This window comes from Streptomyces sp. MMBL 11-1 (assembly GCF_028622875.1).
Lineage (GTDB): Bacteria > Actinomycetota > Actinomycetes > Streptomycetales > Streptomycetaceae > Streptomyces.
This window is the reverse complement of sequence record NZ_CP117709.1, coordinates 2,606,152-2,625,277: the sequence shown is the minus strand read 5'-3', so window position 1 is coordinate 2,625,277 and position 19,126 is coordinate 2,606,152. Positions and strand designations below refer to the sequence as shown.

Below are 19,126 nucleotides of genomic sequence, written 5' to 3'. Positions count from 1 at the left end.
CGGGACGGAAAATGGCGCACGTGCAGAAGGGCGGGAGCACCGGGGTGACGGGCGCGATCGCCAGGGGAAAGGTTTCTTCGGTAGCGGAGAAGTCGACGGCGGAGTAGGCGAAAAGAACGTGAGCGATAAACGTTCCAGAAGCCAAGCGTATTTTTCCGGCCGGGGCAAGGAGTTTGGTGATTCCCGGGCGGGAGTTCCTTAGCGGCCCTTGAAGCGCTTTATGGCATACGGGAAAGGTCCCGGGAAAGGAAGGGGTGGTCGCACGGGTGAGGCGTCCCCGCCCTGAAGCTACCTGATTGAAACGCTTGGCCGCAAGGCTTTGTGGCGAGCAACCCCCCCTCTTCAGGACGCTTGCGGGGATGCGCATTTCGGGCGCCCCGGAAGTAAAGGGATGGGAGGGGTGATTTCGGCTGGATTTCCGCCCTTCGATGCATTCCCGGATTTATTTCCAAGGAATTGAAGGTGTGGAAGGAGTCTCGAAGGGAGGTGTCAAACGCCTTTGTCGGACGGATCGTCAGCGTCAAATGGTGGGTGTATCGTGCAGGTCATGGCCCACGCCGCAGCTGAGGAGTGATGAGGGTGGACACCGGGATGGACTTCGGCCCCTGGCTGGCCCGCCAGCTGAAGCAGTCAGGCATGAGCCAGGCCGATCTCGCTCAGCGGGTCGGGATGACGCGCGCTGCCGTCTCCGCCTGGATCACGGGCCGCGCGACTCCTCGCGAGGAGACGATCCACAAGATCGCCGAGGCGCTGGGCACGGACCTGGGGACCATCCACACCCGTACCTCCGACACCTTGGCCGGCCTGCCGATTTCCTGGTACCACCGTCCCGGACACGCCGACGGTGGGCGCGAGTTCGGGAACGCGGCGGCCTTCGCCTTCGAGGCCGACGTCGGCGTCCTGGCCCGGGAGGCGACCCAGAACAGCCTCGACGAACGGCTCGACCTCGCCCAGCCGGTCCGGGTTCGCTACACCCTGCACGAACTGTCGGGCGAGGCTCTGGCCCGGTTCCGGGACGAAATTCGCTGGGACGATCTGCTGCCCCACTACGAAGCGGCCGCGCAGCAGGACCAGAAGGTGGGGCGCATGATCGCGGCCGGGCTGAGCGACATGTACGACCGGGACCGCTTGGTGCTCCTCCGTATCGACGACTACAACGCCTCCGGGCTGACCGGTGACGACTACGAAACCGGTCGTTTCGCCGCGGTCGTACGTCGGCAACTCGACAGCCAGAAGTCGATGAGCGGCGCCGGTGGGTCCTACGGCCTCGGCAAGGCGACGCTCTGGGCGACCAGCCGTCTCGGCCTGGTCCTCATGAACTCCACCCTGTCGGAGCCACACGAAGGACGGACCGAGCGTCGGCTCGTCGGACGGCTCGACCTTCCCTGGCGGAAGGTGGACGGCAAGCCGTGGGCCGGCCCCGCCTGGTTCGGTCGACCCGACCTCGAGACGGAGGACGTGAACGTGGCCCGCTCGTGGTGGGCGGACGAGGAGAGCGTCGAACGCCTCCACCTCACCCGGGAGAGCACCGAGCCCGGCACGTCCTTCCTCATCGTCGGCGCGCACGACGTCGCCAGCCTCGTCGAAGGGACGGACACCGACGCCGACGTCGAGGACGACGACAGCGTGCACCGCATGCACCACCGCCTCAAGGACGCGCTCGGCCGAAACTTCTGGGCGGCCATGACCGGCGGTGGCAAACAGCGGCCCCTGCTGGAGGCATCGGTGAGGACGCTTCGCAACGGAGTGGAGCTCATCCCCGAGACGCGGGTCGACCCCCGGGAGACCCAACCCTCCCGGACGCGCGCACTGCAGGCGTTCCTGGACGGCACGACCGTCGACAGGATGACCGAGTCCGGGCAGGTGGCCATGGCGACCGTGCCTCTGATGGTGCCCGCCCCCGCCGGTCGCGGAAACGCGGTCGAGCACCGGGCGGTCGTGCTGGTCACGGAGGCCGAGGACGGCGACGACGGGAAGCCGAACCGGGTGACGACCATGCGGGGCAACCGCATGACGGTCAAGATCGGTTGGGTGCCCGGTCTACCGGTGGGCACCAACCCGTTCCAGGCGGTCCTGCTCGCGGGCAGAGCGGCAGGGGCCGACGCCCCCTTCGCGGACGAGGCCGAGGCCTTCCTGCGCGCCTCCGAACCGCCCGAGCACGACAAGTGGGGACAGACCGAGGAACTGCGCATGCTGTATTCGCCTTCCGCGTACCGACGGATCGGCGCACTCACGAACCAGGCGAACAAGGCCGTGCGCGAATTGGTCGCACTGCCCAGGAAGAGTCGCAAGGGCGGCCCGGAACGACTGCGCAAGCGTCTGTCCGTGGGAGGACGCAGGGCGGCTCGACCCACGCCCCCGGCGGGCCCGCCGACGCTCGAGGAACTCGACGCCCGGATCGACGACAGCGGTGCGTGGTGCGTCACGGCCGAGATGAAGATCCCCGCCGGCGGAGACTCCTGGCGCGCCGCACCGGTGGCCAAGCTCGACGTGCGCTCCGGGCCCCGGCCGGTTCTGGCCTGGTCGGAGCTGGTCGCCGTGCACAACTGCGAAGTCGTCGACGGCACGATCCGCTTCGCCTCCGGCGCGCGCACCGCGACCTTCCGGGGAACCACCGACGTAACCACCCATCCCGTACGCGCCCAGTTCAGTGGCCTCGTCGTGGAACTCCGCACCGACAAGGGGGCCCAGGCATGAGGGCATACCCGTATCAGCGACTTCCCGGTGTCGTGTCGCTCCGAGTCACCTCCGTCGAACTGCGGGGCCCGGACGACGTCAGGGACCCCCTCGACACCAGCGCCTTCTCCGCCGTCGAGCAGGTCGTCGCGCCCGGCTCGACGGGACGGGACGACTGGGAGTGGCTCCGTATGAAGGTCTCGGCCACCGTGCCGGGCCGGGCGACCGCCCCCGACAGCCCGTGGACCGACCTGGCGGTCGTCGTGGTGCTGAGCGAAGGGGCCACCAACACACGGATCGCCACGGCCCTCGCCCCCGGTGCGGAGGACGGGCGGAAGTGGGAGGGGCAGCTCGATCTGTGGCGTGCGGACCACCTGGACCGGCCGACGATGTCCGTCCACGTCGTCGCCACGGTGGACGGTGTGCCAGGACGTGAGATCGCCGCCTCGGCCAAGGACTGGATCGTCGACCTGAAGGCCGAAGCCCCGCTGCGCGAGAGGGAGCTCGAGGTCGTCGAGGTCGGATTCCGCGAGGGCCCGCAGTGGCTGCGCCGCTTCCAGGAAGTGCCTTGGGCCGTGGACACGTCCGGCGACCTTCCCGTCGTCCACATCAACAAGGACTTCGAGGGAGTCTCCGACCTCGTCGCCGGCAATGGCACCTCGGTCGACAACATGGTGCGGGATCTGCTCATCGCCCAGATGTGCACGGACGTGTGGACCGCCGTCTTCCACACCGCCATCGGAGACCTGGAGATCGAGGATGACGGGACTCCCCTGTTCCCCCGGGACTGGAGAGGCGAGGTGCTGCGCGAGATGTTGCCCGACATCGTGCCCGGCCTCCCGGTCGAGGACGCTTTGGGGGAGGTCCATCGGAGACGGACCGGAGCATCCGGATGGACCGATCTCCAACCGCGCATCCACTACGCCGCCACGCGCAGGGCCGATGTGCCCAAGGCGCTGAGTGCCACGATCCGTGGTCTGGACAGCATCCACCGGGGGGCCGACGCATGACCGACAAGCCGAACTTCCTCCCGGAACGCCTGGCGTTGCTCGCGGACCTCAACGCGGCGCGGTACCTCACCGAAGGGCTTCTGTCGGGCAAGGAGGACGCACAGGCCATAGCGCTCAACAAGACCACCGAACCGTTGCCGCACGACGGTGAGAGCCGTGCGGAACTGGGCCCTGTGCGCGACCTGATCGACGACGCGATGTATCAGTTCCGGGACGGCCGACCGACCAGCGCCGATGCCTGGTTGGCACCCCGGCTCCACGCGACGCTCAGGCTCACCCGGCGGGAGGCGGCCGACCGCCGGATCTGGAACTACCTGGCCCTGGGGGTGGCTCCGGACTATGTGGTCTGGCGCCACCTGGTGGCCAAATCGGAGGACGTTCCGCCGAAGGTTGCCTCCCGGCGGTTCCGAGGGCCGGCCTACACCCAGGCGTTCGCCCGACTGTGGTGGACCGCCGAACTGTTCCGCGACGGTCCCGACTACGGACCGGTGGTGACCGTGTGCTCCAACCAGGACATGCTGAACACAGCCCTGCGGGTCGACGTGATCGACCACCGGCCGACGGCGCAGGCGGCGGTTCGCCTGATGGAGCGCGGCACCGTGCGGACCGGTCGGGAGGTGAACGCGCTGGTGGCGGCCATCAACGCTTCCGCCGCGACGTTGATGTACGACGTCATCGCGCCCGACGCCGAACGGGACGGCCGGCCCCTGCGGGAGTGGATCGAGGCGGCGGAGTCAGCTCCGGCCGTCCCGCGCAGGGAGCTGCCCGTCGGGCCGTACGAAGAGAAGACTCCGGAGCGTTCGGTGGCCGTACTCGTCGATCACTTCGCGGAGCTCTTCGCCGAAGCACCGGTGAGGGGACGGTCGGACGCGGACGAACGGGACGGCGCCGAGACCTGAGGAGGCGCGGACCGAACGGACGCCGCCGGAGTCGTCGCCTGCGCCTGCGACGCTTCGCCCCGGGGACTCCACTTCTCCAACTGCTCGAACCACTCTTTCCGTGGCGGCCTGTTGAACAGCGCCATGCTCAGGATGTGCAGCGACAGCCTCGGCGGGATGGCGTTCCCGATCTGTTGGGCCACATCGGTGGAGCGCCAGGGATATTCCGCGGGGAAGGACTGGAGCAGGCCGGCCTCCCGCGGGGAAAGGCGTTCGAGTTCGTCCTCCGGCCTGAGCACGATCTCGCCCGCGCCGTCCTTCCGCAAGGTGTACAGGCGGTTGCGCCGTACCTTGCCGGTGACCGTCGGGGCGGGCTCCCCGGACTCCCGGCGACCCCGCTTCTTCGGGTCGCCGCCGGACCCGTAATTGGAGACCATGACGAACTCGGTCGTCCGTGTGCCGCTGAGCGCGTCTCCCATGGAGACCCAGGGCTCGACGTCGTCGAACAACGATGCCTTCTGAGTGGCATCTCTGGGGGGAAGCCGTACGGCACCCTTCCGGTACCTCTGGTGCGTCGCCTCGGGGAAGAGAACCCTGCGGTGCACGTTCTTCGGGTCGTACTGGGCGATCAGTACCGCCCTGCGTCGTGTCTGCGGAACTCCGAAATCCTCGGTGTGCAGCACGTGGGCCTCGGCGGCGTAGCCAACACCCCGGAGGAGTTCCGCGAAGTGTTTCCACACCAGAAGCACGGTCGGTACCTGCTCCAGCACGATCACCTTGTACGGCCGCTCGCGCTCGAGCATCGCCTCCATGATCCAGCGCAGTGGTTGCAGCACGAACCCGGTCCGGTTGTCCGACATCGCGTCGGTCTCGTCCTTGACCTCTTTCCAGGCCACGTCGAACGAAGCCTTGTCCTTCTGCTCCATCAACCGGGAGGCCAGCCGCTTCACGTCGTCCAGCGCCTGATGGCCCTCGCGGTTGCCCGCCACCGAGAACGACTGACAGGGCGGCCCGCCGGTGAGCACAGTGGCCTCGTGGACCGAGGGGTCGCACGGGCCCAGCTCGGCGACATCCTTCACGTCGGTGGTCAGGAGACCGGCCGCCGCACGCGTCGCGCGGGTGGCGTCGTCCCACTCGACACCGATGCTCTCCACGCCCTCGCCCTTCATGATCGTGGCGGCGATGTCGAGGCCGCCGGGCCCTGCGAAGAGATCGACGATCCCGAATTTCGCAGAGGGGAGTGAAGGGGGAGAGGGGTGGGTCATGGTGTGCAAGTGTAGCCGGCGATCAAGATCACTCCGGACGCTTCCGGCCGGCACCGCTCCCGGCGCGCGGATCAGCCCTTCAGAGCGGTGGCAACGGCCCGCCCGAGCGCCGTTCCGACCGGCGGGGGAGAGGCGTGGCCGATCTGCCGGTAGCGGGCGGTCTTCTTTCCCGCGAACTGCCACTCCCGCGGAAAAGCCTGCAGAATCGCCGCCTGCGCGTCCGTGAGCTTGATCAACCCGGACACGTCGTCGTTCGGACCCGGCACCTCGTCGGCCACCGTGCCGCCGTTGACCCTCATCCGAGCCCATGCCTTCTTCGAACCCGTCGGCCCGAGGTCCGCGCCTCCCCGCTTGTCCGAGCCGCCCACCAGTGTCGGGGCGACACTGATGGCCTGTGCCGCCCAGGCGTCGGCGCCGGGCCAACCGCGAGCACCCACTGATCCGTGAAGCGCTCGACCCACCGGCAGATGCTCCCTGACCGTCGGGACCGGCGGTTCGAACGCGTCGAAGTACTGGTCCTTGAGCGCGACGAGTACCCCCTGCTTGCGATCCTGCGGCACGCCGAAGTCGGCGGCGTTCAGGACGAACCAACGGAAGCGGTAGCCCAGGTGCTCCAGTTCCTTCCGGATGAAATCGCGGATGCTCTCGAACTTCGGGGAGTCGACCAGCCCCGGAACGTTCTCGATCACCAGCGCGCGCGGCTGGATGGCATGGGCAAGGAGAACCGAGGCCTCCAGCAGCCGCTGTTCCTCCTCCGTCTCCACCCTCGCAACCGTCGCGCTGGACTTCACCCGGGGAAGCCCGGCCGACAGGAGATCCACGTCGTAGGTCTGCCGGTGCTCGGCAGGGTCGAAGTCCAGGAGATCCGCCTCCAGGACGTGCCACGTCGGTCGGTTCATCCGGAGCGTCTCGCAGGCGATCCGTTTCTTGTCCAACAGCAGTACGGGCTCGAAACCCGCCTTCTCGAACCCCAGGGCCAGTCCCCCGGCCCCCGCGCACACATCGACGAACCTCAGATCGCTCATGGGCCCCCGTCCTCGTTCGTTCCACGCCGCCCGTCGACGGCCGCCGCCACCAGCGCGGCGGCCCCGTCCGGCGTCTCGTGCTCCCAGAATCGCAGCACGGTCCATCCTGCCGCAGCCAGGTGCTCCGTCGTCTCCCGGTCCCTGGCCATGTTCCGGTCCAGCTTGTCCCGCCACCACTGAGCGTTCGACTTCGGTCGCGTGGCGTGAACGGGGCAGCCGTGCCAGAAGCAGCCGTCGATCATCACGGCGACCTTGGCCCGGGTGAAGGCGATGTCGATCGTGCGCCGGGGCATGTCCGGCACCCGGGCGTTCACCCGGAAGCGATAGCCCGCAGCGTGCAGCAGCTTGCGTACCGCTACCTCGGGCTTGGTGTCGCGGCTCGCCTGGCGGCTCATCCGGGCGGAAACGCCGGGGGACGAAGGTTCAACTGTGCTCATCATCACCAGTCTCCTACGAACCGCCCGCCCCGCAGTCGATGATCACGGAGTTCTTCCTGGTCGAATCGACGGTCCGGAAACGCACCAGGTTTCCCTGCGGCGTGGTCGAGGAACGGGGTGCGACCAGACCGAAGGCCATGACCAGACGCTCCGGGGCTATCGCTCCGGCAGGGGATACGGCCGGGGGTTTTTCCTCCACCACGGGATAGAGGACGACCACGCCGCGCCGCTCACGCGCCAACGATTCCAGGCTTCCGTCGCCGGACCGGCTTCCCGAGTCGTTCGCGCGTGCGATCCGTAGTGCGGCTTCACGATGCTTCGGCTCACTGATGGCACCGAAGAGATCGCCACGCCGCCGAGCACGGTGGGCGAGGGAGAGGGGGCGGGACCCCAGGACGCTCGCCTCGACACGACGGGACGACGTCTGTCGCGGGAGTACCACCAGCCAGTCGTCGATGTCCTCGTCACGCTCACCCGCGGAGAGCAGGGACTCCAGGTGGGGTGAGAACTGGGAGGGAAACGACCACCGAAGGTCGCACAGGACCTTGAGCATCGCCTCGTGGTCGAGGGTGCCGATCTCAGCCTCGAAACTCTCGCCGCGGCCGCTGCCGGATGCGTCGCGCGACAGGGTGACGGGGGCGGCGTCCAGCAGATCCAGCACCGGCCGCCACACCTCCGCGTTGTGGCGCAGGTCCGCCGGCGAGGTCGGGTAGGCCGTCGGTTCGACCCACTCGCCCGGGGAGCGGATCTCCACAAGTTCCGCGTTGAACATCTTGTTGCGGGCGGAAGGCTTCAGCCAGGAGAGGTGCTGGGAGACCAGGGGCGGGATCTGGGCCGGGGTCACCTGCGGCTTGCCGTCGATCAGGGTGGCGTAGCGGGTGAGCTGGGCGCGGAACGTCTCCTCGTCGCGGCATATCGCCTCGAAGGCCTCGTACAGGTCGACGGTCCCGGTCCTGCCCGCGGGTTCCGCGCGGCCGATGTAGAGGCGTACCAGGTCGCGGTAGCCGGGGCGGAAGCCGAACCAGCGGCCCATCTGCATCAGGGTGTCGGCCTGCTGGGTCCTGCGGCGGTAGTACGTCACGGTCAGGCCCTCGACCGTGAAGCCGCGGGAGAGCTTCGTACCGCCGACGAGGATCTTCCACACGTGGGGGGTCCGGTCGAAGTCCAGCTCGGGCTGGTCGTAGTCGCGTTCGGTGTCGCCGTTGACGACGAGCACCGGCGTCCCGCCCGAGTTGATCAGCTGGCGGGCGCGGAAGACGTGCGGCCTCAGCTCCTCGTACGAGGCGGGCGTGGGCAGCCCCTCGTCGGCGAAGCGCTGGAAGTCGGAGGCGAAGAGGGCCGCCAGGCGGGCGTGGCCTTCCTGGCTCGTGTAGGCGGCCTGGTGCCATATCGAGCTGATCCGCAGGGCCAGGGCGGCGTGCTCGGCCATGCGGACGGACTCGTGGACGAGCATGGTGTGGTGCTGGAAGTGGCTCTCCAGGGACGGGTCGTGGGCCGCCCGGTACAGCTTCAGCGCGCCGGTGAGGACGAAGGCGTCGAGGGCCTCCGCGAGCCGGTCCCCGTCGGCGTCGTCGTAGATACCGCGTACGTGCGCCCGCTCGGCGCTCCCGACGGCCGCCTCGTCCGTGCGGTCGAGGTCGTGGAAGTCCTGGACGCCCATGTAGTCGATCGGGCGCGGCAGGGAGATCAGGAAGTCGCGCGGGAAGATGTCGTCGCCGTCGCCCGGGTCGACGAAGACGTTGGCGAAGGGCGTCGCGGTGTAGCCGACGTACTGGGCGCGGGGCAGGAGTTTGAGCAGCTGGGAGATCTGGTCGTTGATCGCCGAGCGGGTGACCTTGCCCTCCTCCCACTTCTTCGGGTCCGTCGTGTTGACGGACGCCTGGTCCGACTCGTCGTCGATGATCAGCGTCGGGATCTCGGAGAGCAGCGGGTCGCCGATCTTCTTGAGGTCCTTGATGAGCTTGCTCAGGACGGACTTGTTCTTCTTCACCACCATCACGCGGGCGGCGGCACGGTGGAGGTTGTCCGGCACGTGCAGTGGCTGTGTGCGGACCTGCTTGTCGAATTCGAGGGCGCGGATTCCGGTGGCGAGGCTCTTGTAGTCGTCGTCCCGGGTGGTGAGGCGCTCGATGTCGAAGGCGCCGAGCGCGGACGGGCGGCCGTTATGGCTCACGAACTTCTCCGGCCAGTCCTCGTCGTCCTGGTAGTCGACGCCGGTCAGGGCGTCCGGATCGTCGGGGTCCGCGCCGCGCAGGATGTTCTCCCGGCCGATCAGCTCCATGTCCAGGCGGCGCTGGGTCTGTCCGCGCAGCAGGTTCAGCGTGCCGCCGAGGACGATGACGAGGCGGTACCCGGCGTCGATGGCCTTGGCCGTGACGCCGGTGAAGTTGGCGGTCTTGCCGGACTGGACGTATCCGACGACCAGGCCCCGGGCTCCGTAGGCGTCGGGGCGCATCGGGTCCGCGAGCCGCTCGACCACGGCGTGGCTCGCCTCGTCGAGGCTCGCCACCGCGGCGTCGGGCCAGCCCTTGCGGCGCAGGAGCTGTTCGTACGCGGTCCAGTAGAAGGACCGGACCGCGGCCGTGTCGCGGGAGTACCACGAGGTCGGTGTGGTGCTGATGATGGTGGGGCCGGGCTCCTTGAACACCGGCACCGCGTGGTCCAGCACCTTGCGCAGGCCGGCGTCGAAGCCCAGTCGGTCGTACGCGTCCGCCCGCCGCTCGTCCGTGCGGGGCGGCGCCGCCGACCAGTCCGCCTGCTCCGCGAGGTCCCACGAGGTCAGCGTCCGGTGCCACAGCGCGGTCAGCTCGTCGCCCGGGCCCGAGCCGGCGACACGGTCCCGGAACGTGCTCTGTTCCGTGTCGGCGGGCTCTTCCTCCTCGGCGAGGGCGAAGGCGAGCTTGGCGAAGTTCCTCGGCCCGCGGCGCATCGCGGCGAGGACGTCGCCATGGAGGTGGAGCAGGTGGTCGGTCATGTGGTGGATCTCTTCTCCGGGGGGAACGGGGCCGGCGTGACGGGACGGGTCAGCGCGCGAGTTCGCAGCGCGCGGCCGTCACGAGGACGCTGTTCCACAGGGCGATGTTGTCGAGGTGGGTGGCCCGGACCCGTTCCTTCTGGAAGATCTCGTTGACCATGAGGTAGAGCATGCTCTTCACCACCGGGGCGTCGTTCAGACCGCCCCGGCGCCCGCCGTTGAAGACCTGCCGGTACTCCTTGTTGAGCTTGACCACCCGTTCGTCGCGGTCGAGTTCGAAGAACACGTCGGAGTGCAGGCTGTCCCAGCGGAACGTGATCGGGTCCTCGCCCTCCAGCTCGGGCAGCTCGTCGCGCAACGTGCGCTTCAGGCGCGGGTCGAGGCCCTTGCCCGGGGGGAGGACCGCCTTGCGCTGGGGTTCGGTGGCGCGCCGGGCCGCTTCCCGGTAGGTCGCCTCCGCCTCCTTGACGTAGGCCGCGAAGTCGTTCCCCGCGCCGTCCACGGCCTGTTCCAGGCCGCGGGCGAAGGCCGGGGTGACGCTCACGCCGTCTTTCTTGACCGTGAGGCTGAAGACGTCGTTCGCCTCGGCCGGCAGGTCGATGGCGATCCGGGCGAGGGCGAGGTGGCCCTCCGGGCTGCGGGTGCCGTTCCAGCCGCCCGCCTGGACGAGCCGGTCGTTGCGGTAGATGTAGAACCCCTGGCGCTCGGCGAGCGGGCCGATGCCCCGGAAGCTCACCAGCGGGGACTTCGGCTGCCAGATGTGGGCGGTCAGCGGGACGTCGCCGACTCCCTCCACCGGGGCGGTGAAGGTGCGCGGATAGCCGGGCCGGCCGGAGATCCGGTAGCCGAACGGGTCGATCGGCTCGACGCCGCGGTGATCGAGTTCCTCCCGCGTCGTCACGTCCTCGACGACGATGTCGACGTTGAAGTCGTCGCGGGCCAGGAAGCGGTGGAGGTGGAGACCGAGATGGGTCTCCAGCTTCTCGATGGCGTCGTTCAGGAAGCGGTCGGCCTGGCCGGCGGTGATCGTCTCGAAGGCCCTGACCCGGTCCCAGCGGACGATCGTGCCGTGCCACTCGATCAGGCCGTCGTAGCGGTCGACGAGTGCCTGGCAGTAGCGGGGGTCCACGATGTCGCACGTGAAGTCGGCCCGGGCACTGGCGGTCAGCCAGCGGCGGCCGGTCGACGGACTGCGTTTGGTGCGGCTGATCACGGTGAGGGAGTCGGCGTGCGAGAGCGAGGCGGCCTTGAGGCCGGCGCCGAAGTGGCCGAGCGCGCTGTCCCCGTACTCCTGGCGTCCGCCGACCGTCATGGCGGTGTCGAGCGTCTCGTCGTTCATGCCGGAGCCGTCGTCCACCACGAGCAGCCCCACGAGCCGCTGGTCGTCCCGGAGGAAGCTGATCACGACGTTACGGGCGCCCGCGTCGATGGAGTTGTCGACGAGGTCGGCGACGGCCGCCTCGAACCCGTATCCCTGGTGCGTCAGCGACTCGACGTAACGGGCGGCGGGCGGCAGACGCTTGCTTCCCGCGGTCGGGATCTCGTACTGCCAGTCCGCGGTCGGCTGGTAGGGCGGCATGAAGGCTTCCTCGCACACATGAACGGGGCCCGTGTGGGGACGTCGGCCCTGAGTTGATTGTTGAAATGTGATCGTATGGGAAAGGTCGGGCGTCCGGGGATCATTGCGTGAATCGACTGGGCCCGTCGTCTGCCGGCCCGCGCATGACTCGGCCCGGAACCCCGCACCCGTCGTACGCGGTTCCGGGCCGCAGCCGTCGAGCCAAGGGGGTCATCCGGCCCCGTGGCACCGTCCATAAGCCTCCCCCGACCCGCACCAGCAGGCGGCCGTGCGGGACGGGGGCCAGGGGACGGCGCGGCCTCGGGCGGCGAGGGTGGTGGCGTACTGGGGGAGGAGGCCCGGGTCGGCCGGGGACGCGGCCTCGGATGCGGCGAACGCCTCGTACGAGGGGACCGTGCCCGTGACGATGCCCAGGTTCGGGGTGCCCGTCGCGTGGAGGTCCCGGAGCGCGGTCTCCAGGCGGTCCAGGTGCGTGGCGCGGTCCACGTACTCCTCGGTCAACGCCGGGTACGCGGTGAGCAGTTCGCGCAGTTCGTCCTCGGGCCAGTGCAGGACGGCGACCGGGAACGGGCGGGAGAGCGCCGTGCGGTAGGTGCCCAGTTCCGCGCGGAGGCGGGTGATCTCGGCCTTCAGCTCGACCGGGTCCGAGGAGCCCAGCGACCACAGGCGCTTGGGGTCGTGGAGTTCGTCCAGGGGGACCGGGGCCGTGTGCAGCTCGCCCGCCAGCTCGTCCCAGGCGTCGTGGTCCAGGCCCATCAGCCGGCGCACCCGGTGGCGGCCGGTCAGCAGGGACTGGACGGCGTACGGGACTTCCTCACCGGGGGCCAGCAGCAGGGTCAGCGCGGTCGAGAGGAAGTCGTGCGCCGACTCCAGCTCGTCGTGCGCCTCCAGGGTCTCCGCGGCCACCTGCCACGGTGCCGCGTCCAGCGGGCCCGCGGCGCGGATGCCGTCGATGATCGCCCGGGCCTCGGCCTCGTGGCCGTACTCCCAGAGGTTGGCCGCCTTCAGGGACTTGATCAGGTGCGGGTTGTCGACGGTGGCCTCGGGGGCCCCGAGCAGATCGTCGTAGAGCGTGCTCGCGCGGGCGCGGTCGCCCGCGAGTTCCAGGTGGGCCGCGGCCTGGAGGATCAGCGGTTCGTGGTCCTCGGGGTACTGCGCCGCGGTGCGGAGCAGACGCTCGGCTTCGGTGGTGTGGTCGGCAGGCGTGTCGGGGCGCATGGACCACACGGTACTGCCGTACGGCGGCGGCGTGGAGGAGAGGGCGGGGGAGTGAGAAGGGAGAGAAGTCTGGAGAGTTGTGAGGTTTGCCCCTACCGTGCGCGCCGATGCCCGTACGGCGTCGTGCGCGCGCCGATGCGGGGGAGAGAGCTGGGGCAGGGGGGGAGCGGGGACGCCGATGTTGCGGGAGTGGAACGTTGCGCGAGGAGGGGGAAGAGGGCCGGTGATCTCGATCCGGTCGGTCGTGCGAAGCCGCGAGGGCGGTGCGTCACGTCTCCTCGCCCGGCGGCTGTGGGTGTCGGCCGAGCTCGTCGTGACCCTCGGTGCCGTGCTGCTGCTCCTCGTCGCCCACCAGCTGTGGTGGACCGACCGCGAATCGCGCGCCGAGGGTGGTCGTACCGTGCAGAGTCCGCGGCGGGAGTGGGGCGAGCCGACCGTGGTCGACGACGCGGTGAAGGAGGGGCGTTCCCGTCCTTCGGCCTCCGCCCGAGCCGACCGGATGTACTCCGGACCCGCCCGGAGCACATCCGGTCATCATGTATAACGAAGAGAGTGACGTGCGCATCGATGAACGGTGCGCATGAGCGGTACCGGGGGCTGTACGAGTCCGAGTCCGTACGAGGTGCGTACGAGAGAGGAACGGGAGGTGCTTGCCTTGAGGGATGTCTTCGCTCCGCGCCGCGCCTTCGCCCGGCTGCTCCGGCCCGCCGGGCTTCTCGTCCTCTTCCTCACCGAGGTCCTCCTCGCCGAGGGTGGCAGCCTCTCCGCGGCCGTCGCGCTCGCCGCCACCGCGGCCGCCGGCTCCGCGCTCCTCGCCTGTTCCGTCATCAGTGCCCGCTGCGCGTCCCCGGTGCCCCGCACCCGGGTCCGTACGGCCATCAGGGACCGGGAGCAGCGCACCGCGTTCCTCCCGCAACGCGACCCCGACGCCCGGGGCCGCACACGGCCCCGGGCACCCGGGCGCGCCCTCCTGACGGCCGCCGCGTAGCGAACCCCGCACGTCTTCCCGTACGTACCTCCCGCATCTTTAGTGCCTCGTGTGCCTCGTGCGTCTCTTGCGTACGTACGTCCCGTACGGGCGGTGCGTTCCGCGCCGGTCGTCCTGCCGAGTGATCACCCCGTACCTCCTCGCAGGTACCTCCCGGCACGACGAGACCCCCGGAGGGCTCACCCATGTCCGCCTTCATGTCCGCTTTCGCGAGCCTGGTCGGCTCCCTCGCCGACCTGCTCCAGCCGTTCTTCCAGACCGCGTCCACCGCCGCCGCGATCATCCTGTTCACCGCGCTCGTCCGGCTGGCCGTCCACCCCCTGTCGCGGGCCGCCGCACGCGGTCAGAAGGCCCGCAGCCGGCTCCAGCCGCAGATCGCCGAACTCCGCAAGAAGCACGGCAGGAACCCGGAGCGGATGCAGAAGGCGATCATGGAACTGCACGCCGCCGAGAAGGTGTCGCCGCTCTCCGGCTGCCTTCCGAGCCTTCTCCAGATGCCCGCGTTCTTCCTGCTCTACCACCTGTTCTCCAGCAGTTCCATCGGCGGCGAGCCCAACGCGCTGCTCAGCCACGACCTGCTCGGCGCACCGCTCGGCGGGCGCTGGCACGACGCGCTCGCGCAGGGCGGCGTGTTCGGTGGTCAGGGCTGGGTCTACCTGGGGCTCTTCGCGATCGTCGCCGCCGTCGCCACGTTCAGTTACGGACGCACCAAGCGGCAGCTGGCCGCCAACCCGATGGCGCCCGCCGCGGGCCCGGACGGACAGGCTGTCCCCGGGATGGGCGCGATGACGAAGGTGATGCCGTTGCTGTCCTTCTTCACCCTGATCACCGTGGCCGTCGTCCCGCTGGCCGCCGCCCTCTACGTGGTCACCACCACCACCTGGACCGCCGTCGAGCGGGCCTGGCTGTACCGCGACATGCCCGCCCCCGGCGGCGCCATGGCCACGGCGCCGTAATCGGCCCGCCCTCCACGCAGGTGCGGCGCGTGGGCGAGCGTCGGTCCAGTGTGTGAACGAGGTCTTGCGGAGTGTTCGCTTCTCTTGGACGATCAGCCAAGTCCGCCGTCGGCCGCAACCCGCCGGAGGGCCACCACCTCGACCAAGAGGAGTTGGACCGTTGAAGCTGCTTCGAGTCGGTACGGCGGGCGCCGAGCGCCCCGCACTTCTCGACCGCGACGGGACTCTGCGTGATCTGTCGGGGATTGTCCCCGACATCGACGGCGAGCTGCTCGCCGACGCCTCCGCGCTCGCCCGGGTACGGGCAGCCGCCGAGACGCCCGGCGTGCTGCCCGCCCTGGACGCGACGGGGCTGCGGACCGGCCCGCCGCTGGGACGCATCGGCAAGATCGTGTGCATCGGGCTGAACTACCACGACCACGCCGCCGAGACGGGTGCGGAGATCCCGGCGGAGCCGATCCTTTTCTTCAAGGCCCCCGACACCGTCGTCGGGCCCGACGACACGGTCCTGGTGCCGCGCGGCAGCCGGAAGACCGACTGGGAGGTCGAGCTGGCCGTCGTCATCGGGCGCACCGCCCGCTACCTGGAGACGGCCGAGGAGGGCCTCGCCCATGTCGCCGGGTACGCGACGGCGCACGACGTCTCGGAGCGCGAGTTCCAGATCGAGCGCGGCGGCACCTGGGACAAGGGCAAGAACTGCGAGACGTTCAACCCGCTGGGCCCCTGGCTGGTCACCGCCGACGAGGTGCCCGACCCGCAGGCCCTGCCGCTGCGGCTCTGGGTCAACGGCGAGCTGAAGCAGAACGGCACCACGGCCGAGCAGATCTTCCCGGTCGGCGAGGTCGTCCGCTACCTCAGCCACTTCATGACGCTCTACCCGGGCGACGTGATCAACACCGGTACGCCCGCCGGGGTCGCGATGGGGCAGCCCGATCCGAAGCCGTATCTGAGGGCGGGCGATGTGGTGGAGCTGGAGGTGGAGGGGCTCGGCCGGCAGCGGCAGGAGCTGAAGGGGGCGTAGGCCCTCTCCCACGCGCAGACGGGGCGCCGCGCACGCAGGCGGGGCGCCGCGCAGACGGGGCGCCCCGCCCTCACCCCCCCGCTGACAGCGCCCAGGGTTTCCGTACGGTCGCGGCGCCCCGTCCCCGTACCGTCCCGCTCAGGCTCCCGGCGTCGCCGCGAACCGCTCCAGCGCCTCGACCACCATCGCGTGGTCCTCGGCCTGCGGCAGCCCGGACACCGTGACCGTGCCGATCACGCCCGCACCCTCCACCGTGATCGGGAACGAACCGCCGTGCGCCGCGTACGTGTCCGGGTCCAGGCGCGAGGACTCCTCGAACGTGGTGCCCTTCGCCCGGAACCGGGTGCCCACCAGATACGAGCTCTCGCCGTACCGCTCGACGACCTTGCGCTTACGGTCGATCCAGGCGTCGTTGTCCGCGCTGGAACCGGGCAGCGCCGCGTGGAAGAGCTGCTGCGCGCCGCGCCGGATGTCGATCGCGACCGGTGCCTGCCGCTCCCGGGCCAGCGCGACCAGCAGGCTGCCGAGCGCGAACGCGTCGTCGTACGAGAAGCGCGCGAGGGTGAGCCGGCGCTCCTGGGCGATCAGCTCGGAGAGGGTGGGGGAGGCGGTGCTCATGCGCGCTGCTCCTTCGCCTGCTGGTCCTCGTCGTGGTGGGGGAGAAGGGTGACGGAGACACCCTCGCGGGCCGAACGGCGGGCCGCCTCCAGGACGTCCAGCGCTGCGGCGGCCTGGAGCGCGGTGACCGGGTTGTCGCCGGCGCCGCGTACGGCGGCGGCGACGGCGGCGTAGTACGCGGGGTAGTCGCCGGGCAGCGTACGGACCGGAGCGCCGCCACCGGTCAGCGGGGACTCGCCGGAGCCGAGACGGCCCCACAGCTCCTCCGCCTCCTCGCCCCACGGCTCACCGGCCACCGGGCGCAGGCCCTCGCGCAGGGCCGCCTCCTGCGGGTCCAGGCCGTACTTCACATAGCCCGCCTTCGAGCCCAGCACCCGGAAGCGCGGGCCGAGCTGGGCCGTGGTGGCGCTGACGTACAGATGCGAGCGGACCCCGTCGGCGTGGGTGATCGCGAGGAACGTGTCGTCGTCCGCCGCCGCGCCCGGACGCCGTACGTCGGACTCGGCGTACACCTGGACCGCCGGGCCGAACAGCATCAGCGCCTGGTCGACGACGTGGCTGCCCAGGTCGTACAGCAGGCCGCCGATCTCCTCCGGGTCACCCGACTCGCGCCAGCCGCCCTTCGGCTGCGGCCGCCAGCGCTCGAACCGGGACTCGAAACGCTGCACCTCGCCCAGCTCGCCCCCGGCGATCAGCCCGGCCAGGGTGCGGAAGTCGTTGTCCCAGCGGCGGTTCTGGAAGACCGAGAGCAGCAGCCCGCGCTCCTCGGCGAGGGCCGCCAGCTCGCGCGCCTCGGCGGCGGTCCCGGCGACCGGCTTGTCCACGACCACCGGCAGCCCGGCCTTCAGCGCGGCCGTCGCCAGCGGGACGTGCGTCCTGTTCGGAGTGGCGATCACGACGAGGTCCAGCTCGTCGGCGCGCTCCCACAGCTCCTTCGGCGAGGCGGCGAGGCGGACGCCGGGGAACGCGGCGAGGGCCTCGGCCCGGCGCTCCTCGTTCGACGTGACGACCGTGTCGAGAGCCAGTCCCTCGGTCCCGGAGACCAGCGGGGCGTGGAAGACGGAGCCGGCCAGGCCGTAGCCGACGAGGGCGACGCGAAGGGGCGCGTCGGAGGCGTTGGGGGCGTTGGAGGTCATGCGATCCACTTAAGCAACGCTGTTGCCAAAGTGCAAGCGACCGGCACAATGGGGTGGTGAAGAGGAGCGAACCGTGAACGGGAGCCGGACGAAAGCCCAGGCCGGGGTCAACCTGCCGGCATTGCGCCACCACAACGCCACGCTGGTCCTCGATCTGCTGCGGGCCGCCGGGGCGGAGGGCATCAGCCGACTGGAGCTCGCCGAGCGCACCGGCCTCACCCCGCAGGCCGTCAGCAAGATCACCGCCCGGCTGCGGGAGGACGGCCTCGCCGCCGGCGCGGGCCTGCGCCCCTCCACCGGCGGCAAACCGCGTACCGTGCTGCGGCTGGTCCCCGACGCGCAGTTCGCCGTGGGGCTGCACCTGGACCGCGACGGGCTCACCGCCGTCCTGGTCGACCTCGCGGGCCGGCCGGTCGCGGTCACCCGCGCACCGCTCGACCTCGGCGCTCCGGCGGACCGGGTCCTCGCGGACGCGGCGGACGCCGTACGGGACCTGTCCGCCGCCGAACCGCACAAGCGGGTGCTCGGTGTCGGCGTCGCCGTGCCCGGCCCGCTGGACCACCGGGACGGCGTGCTGCGCCGGGTCACCGGATTCCCGCAGTGGGACGGGTACCCGCTGCGCGCGGCACTGGCCGAGCGGACCGGGCTGCCGGTGGTGCTGGACAAGGACACCAACGCCGCCGCCCTCGCCCTGGCCCTGTCGCTCGACGAGCCGCGCGGCGACTTCGCCTACCTCCACCTCGGTACGGGGCTCGGCGCGGGCCTGGTCCTCGGCGGCGAGGTGCACCGGGGCGCGCGGACGGGGGCGGGTGAATTCGGCCACCAGACCCTCCAGTTGGACGGCCCGCTCTGCGGCTGCGGCGGGCGCGGCTGCATCGAGGCGCTGTGCCTGGCCGCCGAGGCGTGCGGCGACCGGGGCGAGGCGGCCCGGGTGCTGGGGACGGGAGCGGCGAACCTGGTCGGTCTGCTCGGCATCGACCGGGTGGTTCTGGGCGGCAGGACGGTGGCCGCCGACGAGGACGCGTACGTACGGGGCGTCCGCGCCGTGATCGAGGAGCGGGCCGCGCGGGGCGGGGCGGGCGCGGGCGTGACCGTCACGGTCGCCCGGGGCGGCGACCGGCCGGTCGCCGAGGGCGCGGCGCAACTGGTGCTCGCGCCGGTGTTCGGGCGGGTGGGGGAGCGGGACGGGGAGCACGGTGACGAACACGGCGGAGAGCGAGGTGCAGAGCAAGGTGGAGAGCGAGGTGGAGAGCGGGACGGGGCAGTCGGGTGATCATATGAATCAAGTCGGCATGTCGACTCTCTGAGTCCGCGCGCGCGTGCTTGCGTCGAAGACCACCGCCGG

The 19,126-nt window shown here is 70.5% G+C and carries 16 protein-coding genes; 8 read left to right on the top strand and 8 right to left on the bottom strand.

Annotated elements, in window-relative coordinates; genetic code table 11:
• Window positions 1–573 precede the first annotated feature (573 nt).
• From PSQ21_RS11230 to PSQ21_RS11220, 3 genes are read left to right on the top strand one after another with little or no spacing between them, the layout of a single operon-like run.
• The gene (locus tag PSQ21_RS11230) at window positions 574–2,697 is read left to right on the top strand and encodes a helix-turn-helix domain-containing protein (RefSeq protein WP_274030338.1); all 2,124 of its coding nucleotides are present in this window, start codon (window positions 574–576) and stop codon (window positions 2,695–2,697) included.
• Window positions 2,694–3,686, top strand: a complete 993-nt coding sequence (locus tag PSQ21_RS11225) for a hypothetical protein (protein WP_274030337.1) — start codon at window positions 2,694–2,696, stop codon at window positions 3,684–3,686. Before PSQ21_RS11230 ends, PSQ21_RS11225 begins: the two co-directional genes overlap by 4 nt.
• Complete coding sequence (locus PSQ21_RS11220; protein WP_274030336.1) at window positions 3,683–4,585, top strand: DUF6339 family protein; 903 nt, start codon at window positions 3,683–3,685, stop codon at window positions 4,583–4,585. Before PSQ21_RS11225 ends, PSQ21_RS11220 begins: the two co-directional genes overlap by 4 nt.
• Here the strand turns inward: PSQ21_RS11220 and PSQ21_RS11215 are convergent.
• The 6 genes from PSQ21_RS11215 to PSQ21_RS11190 all read right to left on the bottom strand — a co-directional run bounded on the left by PSQ21_RS11215 (window position 4,507) and on the right by PSQ21_RS11190 (window position 13,062).
• Window positions 4,507–5,829: a DNA cytosine methyltransferase gene (locus PSQ21_RS11215; protein WP_274030335.1), complete on the bottom strand. Its 1,323-nt coding sequence runs from the start codon at window positions 5,827–5,829 to the stop codon at window positions 4,507–4,509. The genes PSQ21_RS11220 and PSQ21_RS11215 overlap by 79 nt on opposite strands.
• Window positions 5,830–5,900: 71 nt before the next feature.
• Window positions 5,901–6,854 (bottom strand): DNA cytosine methyltransferase, encoded by a 954-nt coding sequence (locus tag PSQ21_RS11210; RefSeq protein ID WP_274030334.1) that lies wholly within the window; start codon window positions 6,852–6,854, stop codon window positions 5,901–5,903.
• Window positions 6,851–7,291: a very short patch repair endonuclease gene (locus PSQ21_RS11205; RefSeq protein WP_443334381.1), complete on the bottom strand. Its 441-nt coding sequence runs from the start codon at window positions 7,289–7,291 to the stop codon at window positions 6,851–6,853. Before PSQ21_RS11205 ends, PSQ21_RS11210 begins: the two co-directional genes overlap by 4 nt.
• A gap of 13 nt (window positions 7,292–7,304) precedes the next feature.
• On the bottom strand, window positions 7,305–10,265 hold the full coding sequence (locus tag PSQ21_RS11200) for a Z1 domain-containing protein (RefSeq protein WP_274030332.1): 2,961 nt from the start codon (window positions 10,263–10,265) through the stop codon (window positions 7,305–7,307).
• A gap of 49 nt (window positions 10,266–10,314) precedes the next feature.
• Complete coding sequence (locus PSQ21_RS11195; RefSeq protein ID WP_274030331.1) at window positions 10,315–11,844, bottom strand: ATP-binding protein; 1,530 nt, start codon at window positions 11,842–11,844, stop codon at window positions 10,315–10,317.
• A 210-nt stretch (window positions 11,845–12,054) separates the two neighbouring features.
• Entirely contained in the window at window positions 12,055–13,062 is a 1,008-nt protein-coding gene (locus tag PSQ21_RS11190) for an SEC-C domain-containing protein (protein ID WP_274030330.1), read from the bottom strand.
• Window positions 13,063–13,285: 223 nt separating this feature from the next.
• Here PSQ21_RS11190 and PSQ21_RS37860 point away from each other — a divergent pair, with 223 nt between their 5' ends.
• The 4 genes from PSQ21_RS37860 to PSQ21_RS11170 all read left to right on the top strand — a co-directional run bounded on the left by PSQ21_RS37860 (window position 13,286) and on the right by PSQ21_RS11170 (window position 16,027).
• Complete coding sequence (locus tag PSQ21_RS37860; RefSeq protein WP_443334380.1) at window positions 13,286–13,606, top strand: hypothetical protein; 321 nt, start codon at window positions 13,286–13,288, stop codon at window positions 13,604–13,606.
• A gap of 111 nt (window positions 13,607–13,717) precedes the next feature.
• Complete coding sequence (locus PSQ21_RS11180; RefSeq protein WP_397989822.1) at window positions 13,718–14,050, top strand: DUF6412 domain-containing protein; 333 nt, start codon at window positions 13,718–13,720, stop codon at window positions 14,048–14,050.
• A gap of 185 nt (window positions 14,051–14,235) precedes the next feature.
• On the top strand, window positions 14,236–15,006 hold the full coding sequence (locus PSQ21_RS11175; protein WP_274030328.1) for a YidC/Oxa1 family membrane protein insertase: 771 nt from the start codon (window positions 14,236–14,238) through the stop codon (window positions 15,004–15,006).
• A gap of 160 nt (window positions 15,007–15,166) precedes the next feature.
• On the top strand, window positions 15,167–16,027 hold the full coding sequence (locus tag PSQ21_RS11170) for a fumarylacetoacetate hydrolase family protein (protein ID WP_274030327.1): 861 nt from the start codon (window positions 15,167–15,169) through the stop codon (window positions 16,025–16,027).
• A 138-nt stretch (window positions 16,028–16,165) separates the two neighbouring features.
• On the opposite strand, the gene PSQ21_RS11165 is transcribed toward PSQ21_RS11170, so the two are convergent.
• Window positions 16,166–16,645, bottom strand: a complete 480-nt coding sequence (locus tag PSQ21_RS11165) for a heme-degrading domain-containing protein (protein ID WP_274030326.1) — start codon at window positions 16,643–16,645, stop codon at window positions 16,166–16,168.
• Entirely contained in the window at window positions 16,642–17,781 is a 1,140-nt protein-coding gene (locus PSQ21_RS11160; protein WP_274030325.1) for a Gfo/Idh/MocA family oxidoreductase, read from the bottom strand. Before PSQ21_RS11160 ends, PSQ21_RS11165 begins: the two co-directional genes overlap by 4 nt.
• Before the next feature lie 73 nt (window positions 17,782–17,854).
• Here PSQ21_RS11160 and PSQ21_RS11155 point away from each other — a divergent pair, with 73 nt between their 5' ends.
• A complete protein-coding gene (locus PSQ21_RS11155; protein WP_274030324.1) occupies window positions 17,855–19,054 on the top strand; it encodes an ROK family transcriptional regulator in 1,200 nt (399 codons plus the stop codon).
• Window positions 19,055–19,126: the final 72 nt, after the last annotated feature.

What these genes read in the sequence shown, in the direction of transcription:
- PSQ21_RS11230 (WP_274030338.1), top strand. Translation starts at nt 574, where the DNA reads ATGAGGGTGGACACCGGGATGGACTTCGGCCCCTGGCTGGCCCGCCAG.
- PSQ21_RS11225 (WP_274030337.1), top strand. Translation starts at nt 2,694, where the DNA reads ATGAGGGCATACCCGTATCAGCGACTTCCCGGTGTCGTGTCGCTCCGA.
- PSQ21_RS11220 (WP_274030336.1), top strand. Translation starts at nt 3,683, where the DNA reads ATGACCGACAAGCCGAACTTCCTCCCGGAACGCCTGGCGTTGCTCGCG.
- PSQ21_RS11215 (WP_274030335.1), bottom strand. Translation starts at nt 5,829, where the DNA reads ATGACCCACCCCTCTCCCCCTTCACTCCCCTCTGCGAAATTCGGGATC.
- PSQ21_RS11210 (WP_274030334.1), bottom strand. Translation starts at nt 6,854, where the DNA reads ATGAGCGATCTGAGGTTCGTCGATGTGTGCGCGGGGGCCGGGGGACTG.
- PSQ21_RS11205 (WP_443334381.1), bottom strand. Translation starts at nt 7,291, where the DNA reads ATGAGCACAGTTGAACCTTCGTCCCCCGGCGTTTCCGCCCGGATGAGC.
- PSQ21_RS11200 (WP_274030332.1), bottom strand. Translation starts at nt 10,265, where the DNA reads ATGACCGACCACCTGCTCCACCTCCATGGCGACGTCCTCGCCGCGATG.
- PSQ21_RS11195 (WP_274030331.1), bottom strand. Translation starts at nt 11,844, where the DNA reads ATGCCGCCCTACCAGCCGACCGCGGACTGGCAGTACGAGATCCCGACC.
- PSQ21_RS11190 (WP_274030330.1), bottom strand. Translation starts at nt 13,062, where the DNA reads ATGCGCCCCGACACGCCTGCCGACCACACCACCGAAGCCGAGCGTCTG.
- PSQ21_RS11175 (WP_274030328.1), top strand. Translation starts at nt 14,236, where the DNA reads ATGTCCGCCTTCATGTCCGCTTTCGCGAGCCTGGTCGGCTCCCTCGCC.
- PSQ21_RS11165 (WP_274030326.1), bottom strand. Translation starts at nt 16,645, where the DNA reads ATGAGCACCGCCTCCCCCACCCTCTCCGAGCTGATCGCCCAGGAGCGC.
- PSQ21_RS11160 (WP_274030325.1), bottom strand. Translation starts at nt 17,781, where the DNA reads ATGACCTCCAACGCCCCCAACGCCTCCGACGCGCCCCTTCGCGTCGCC.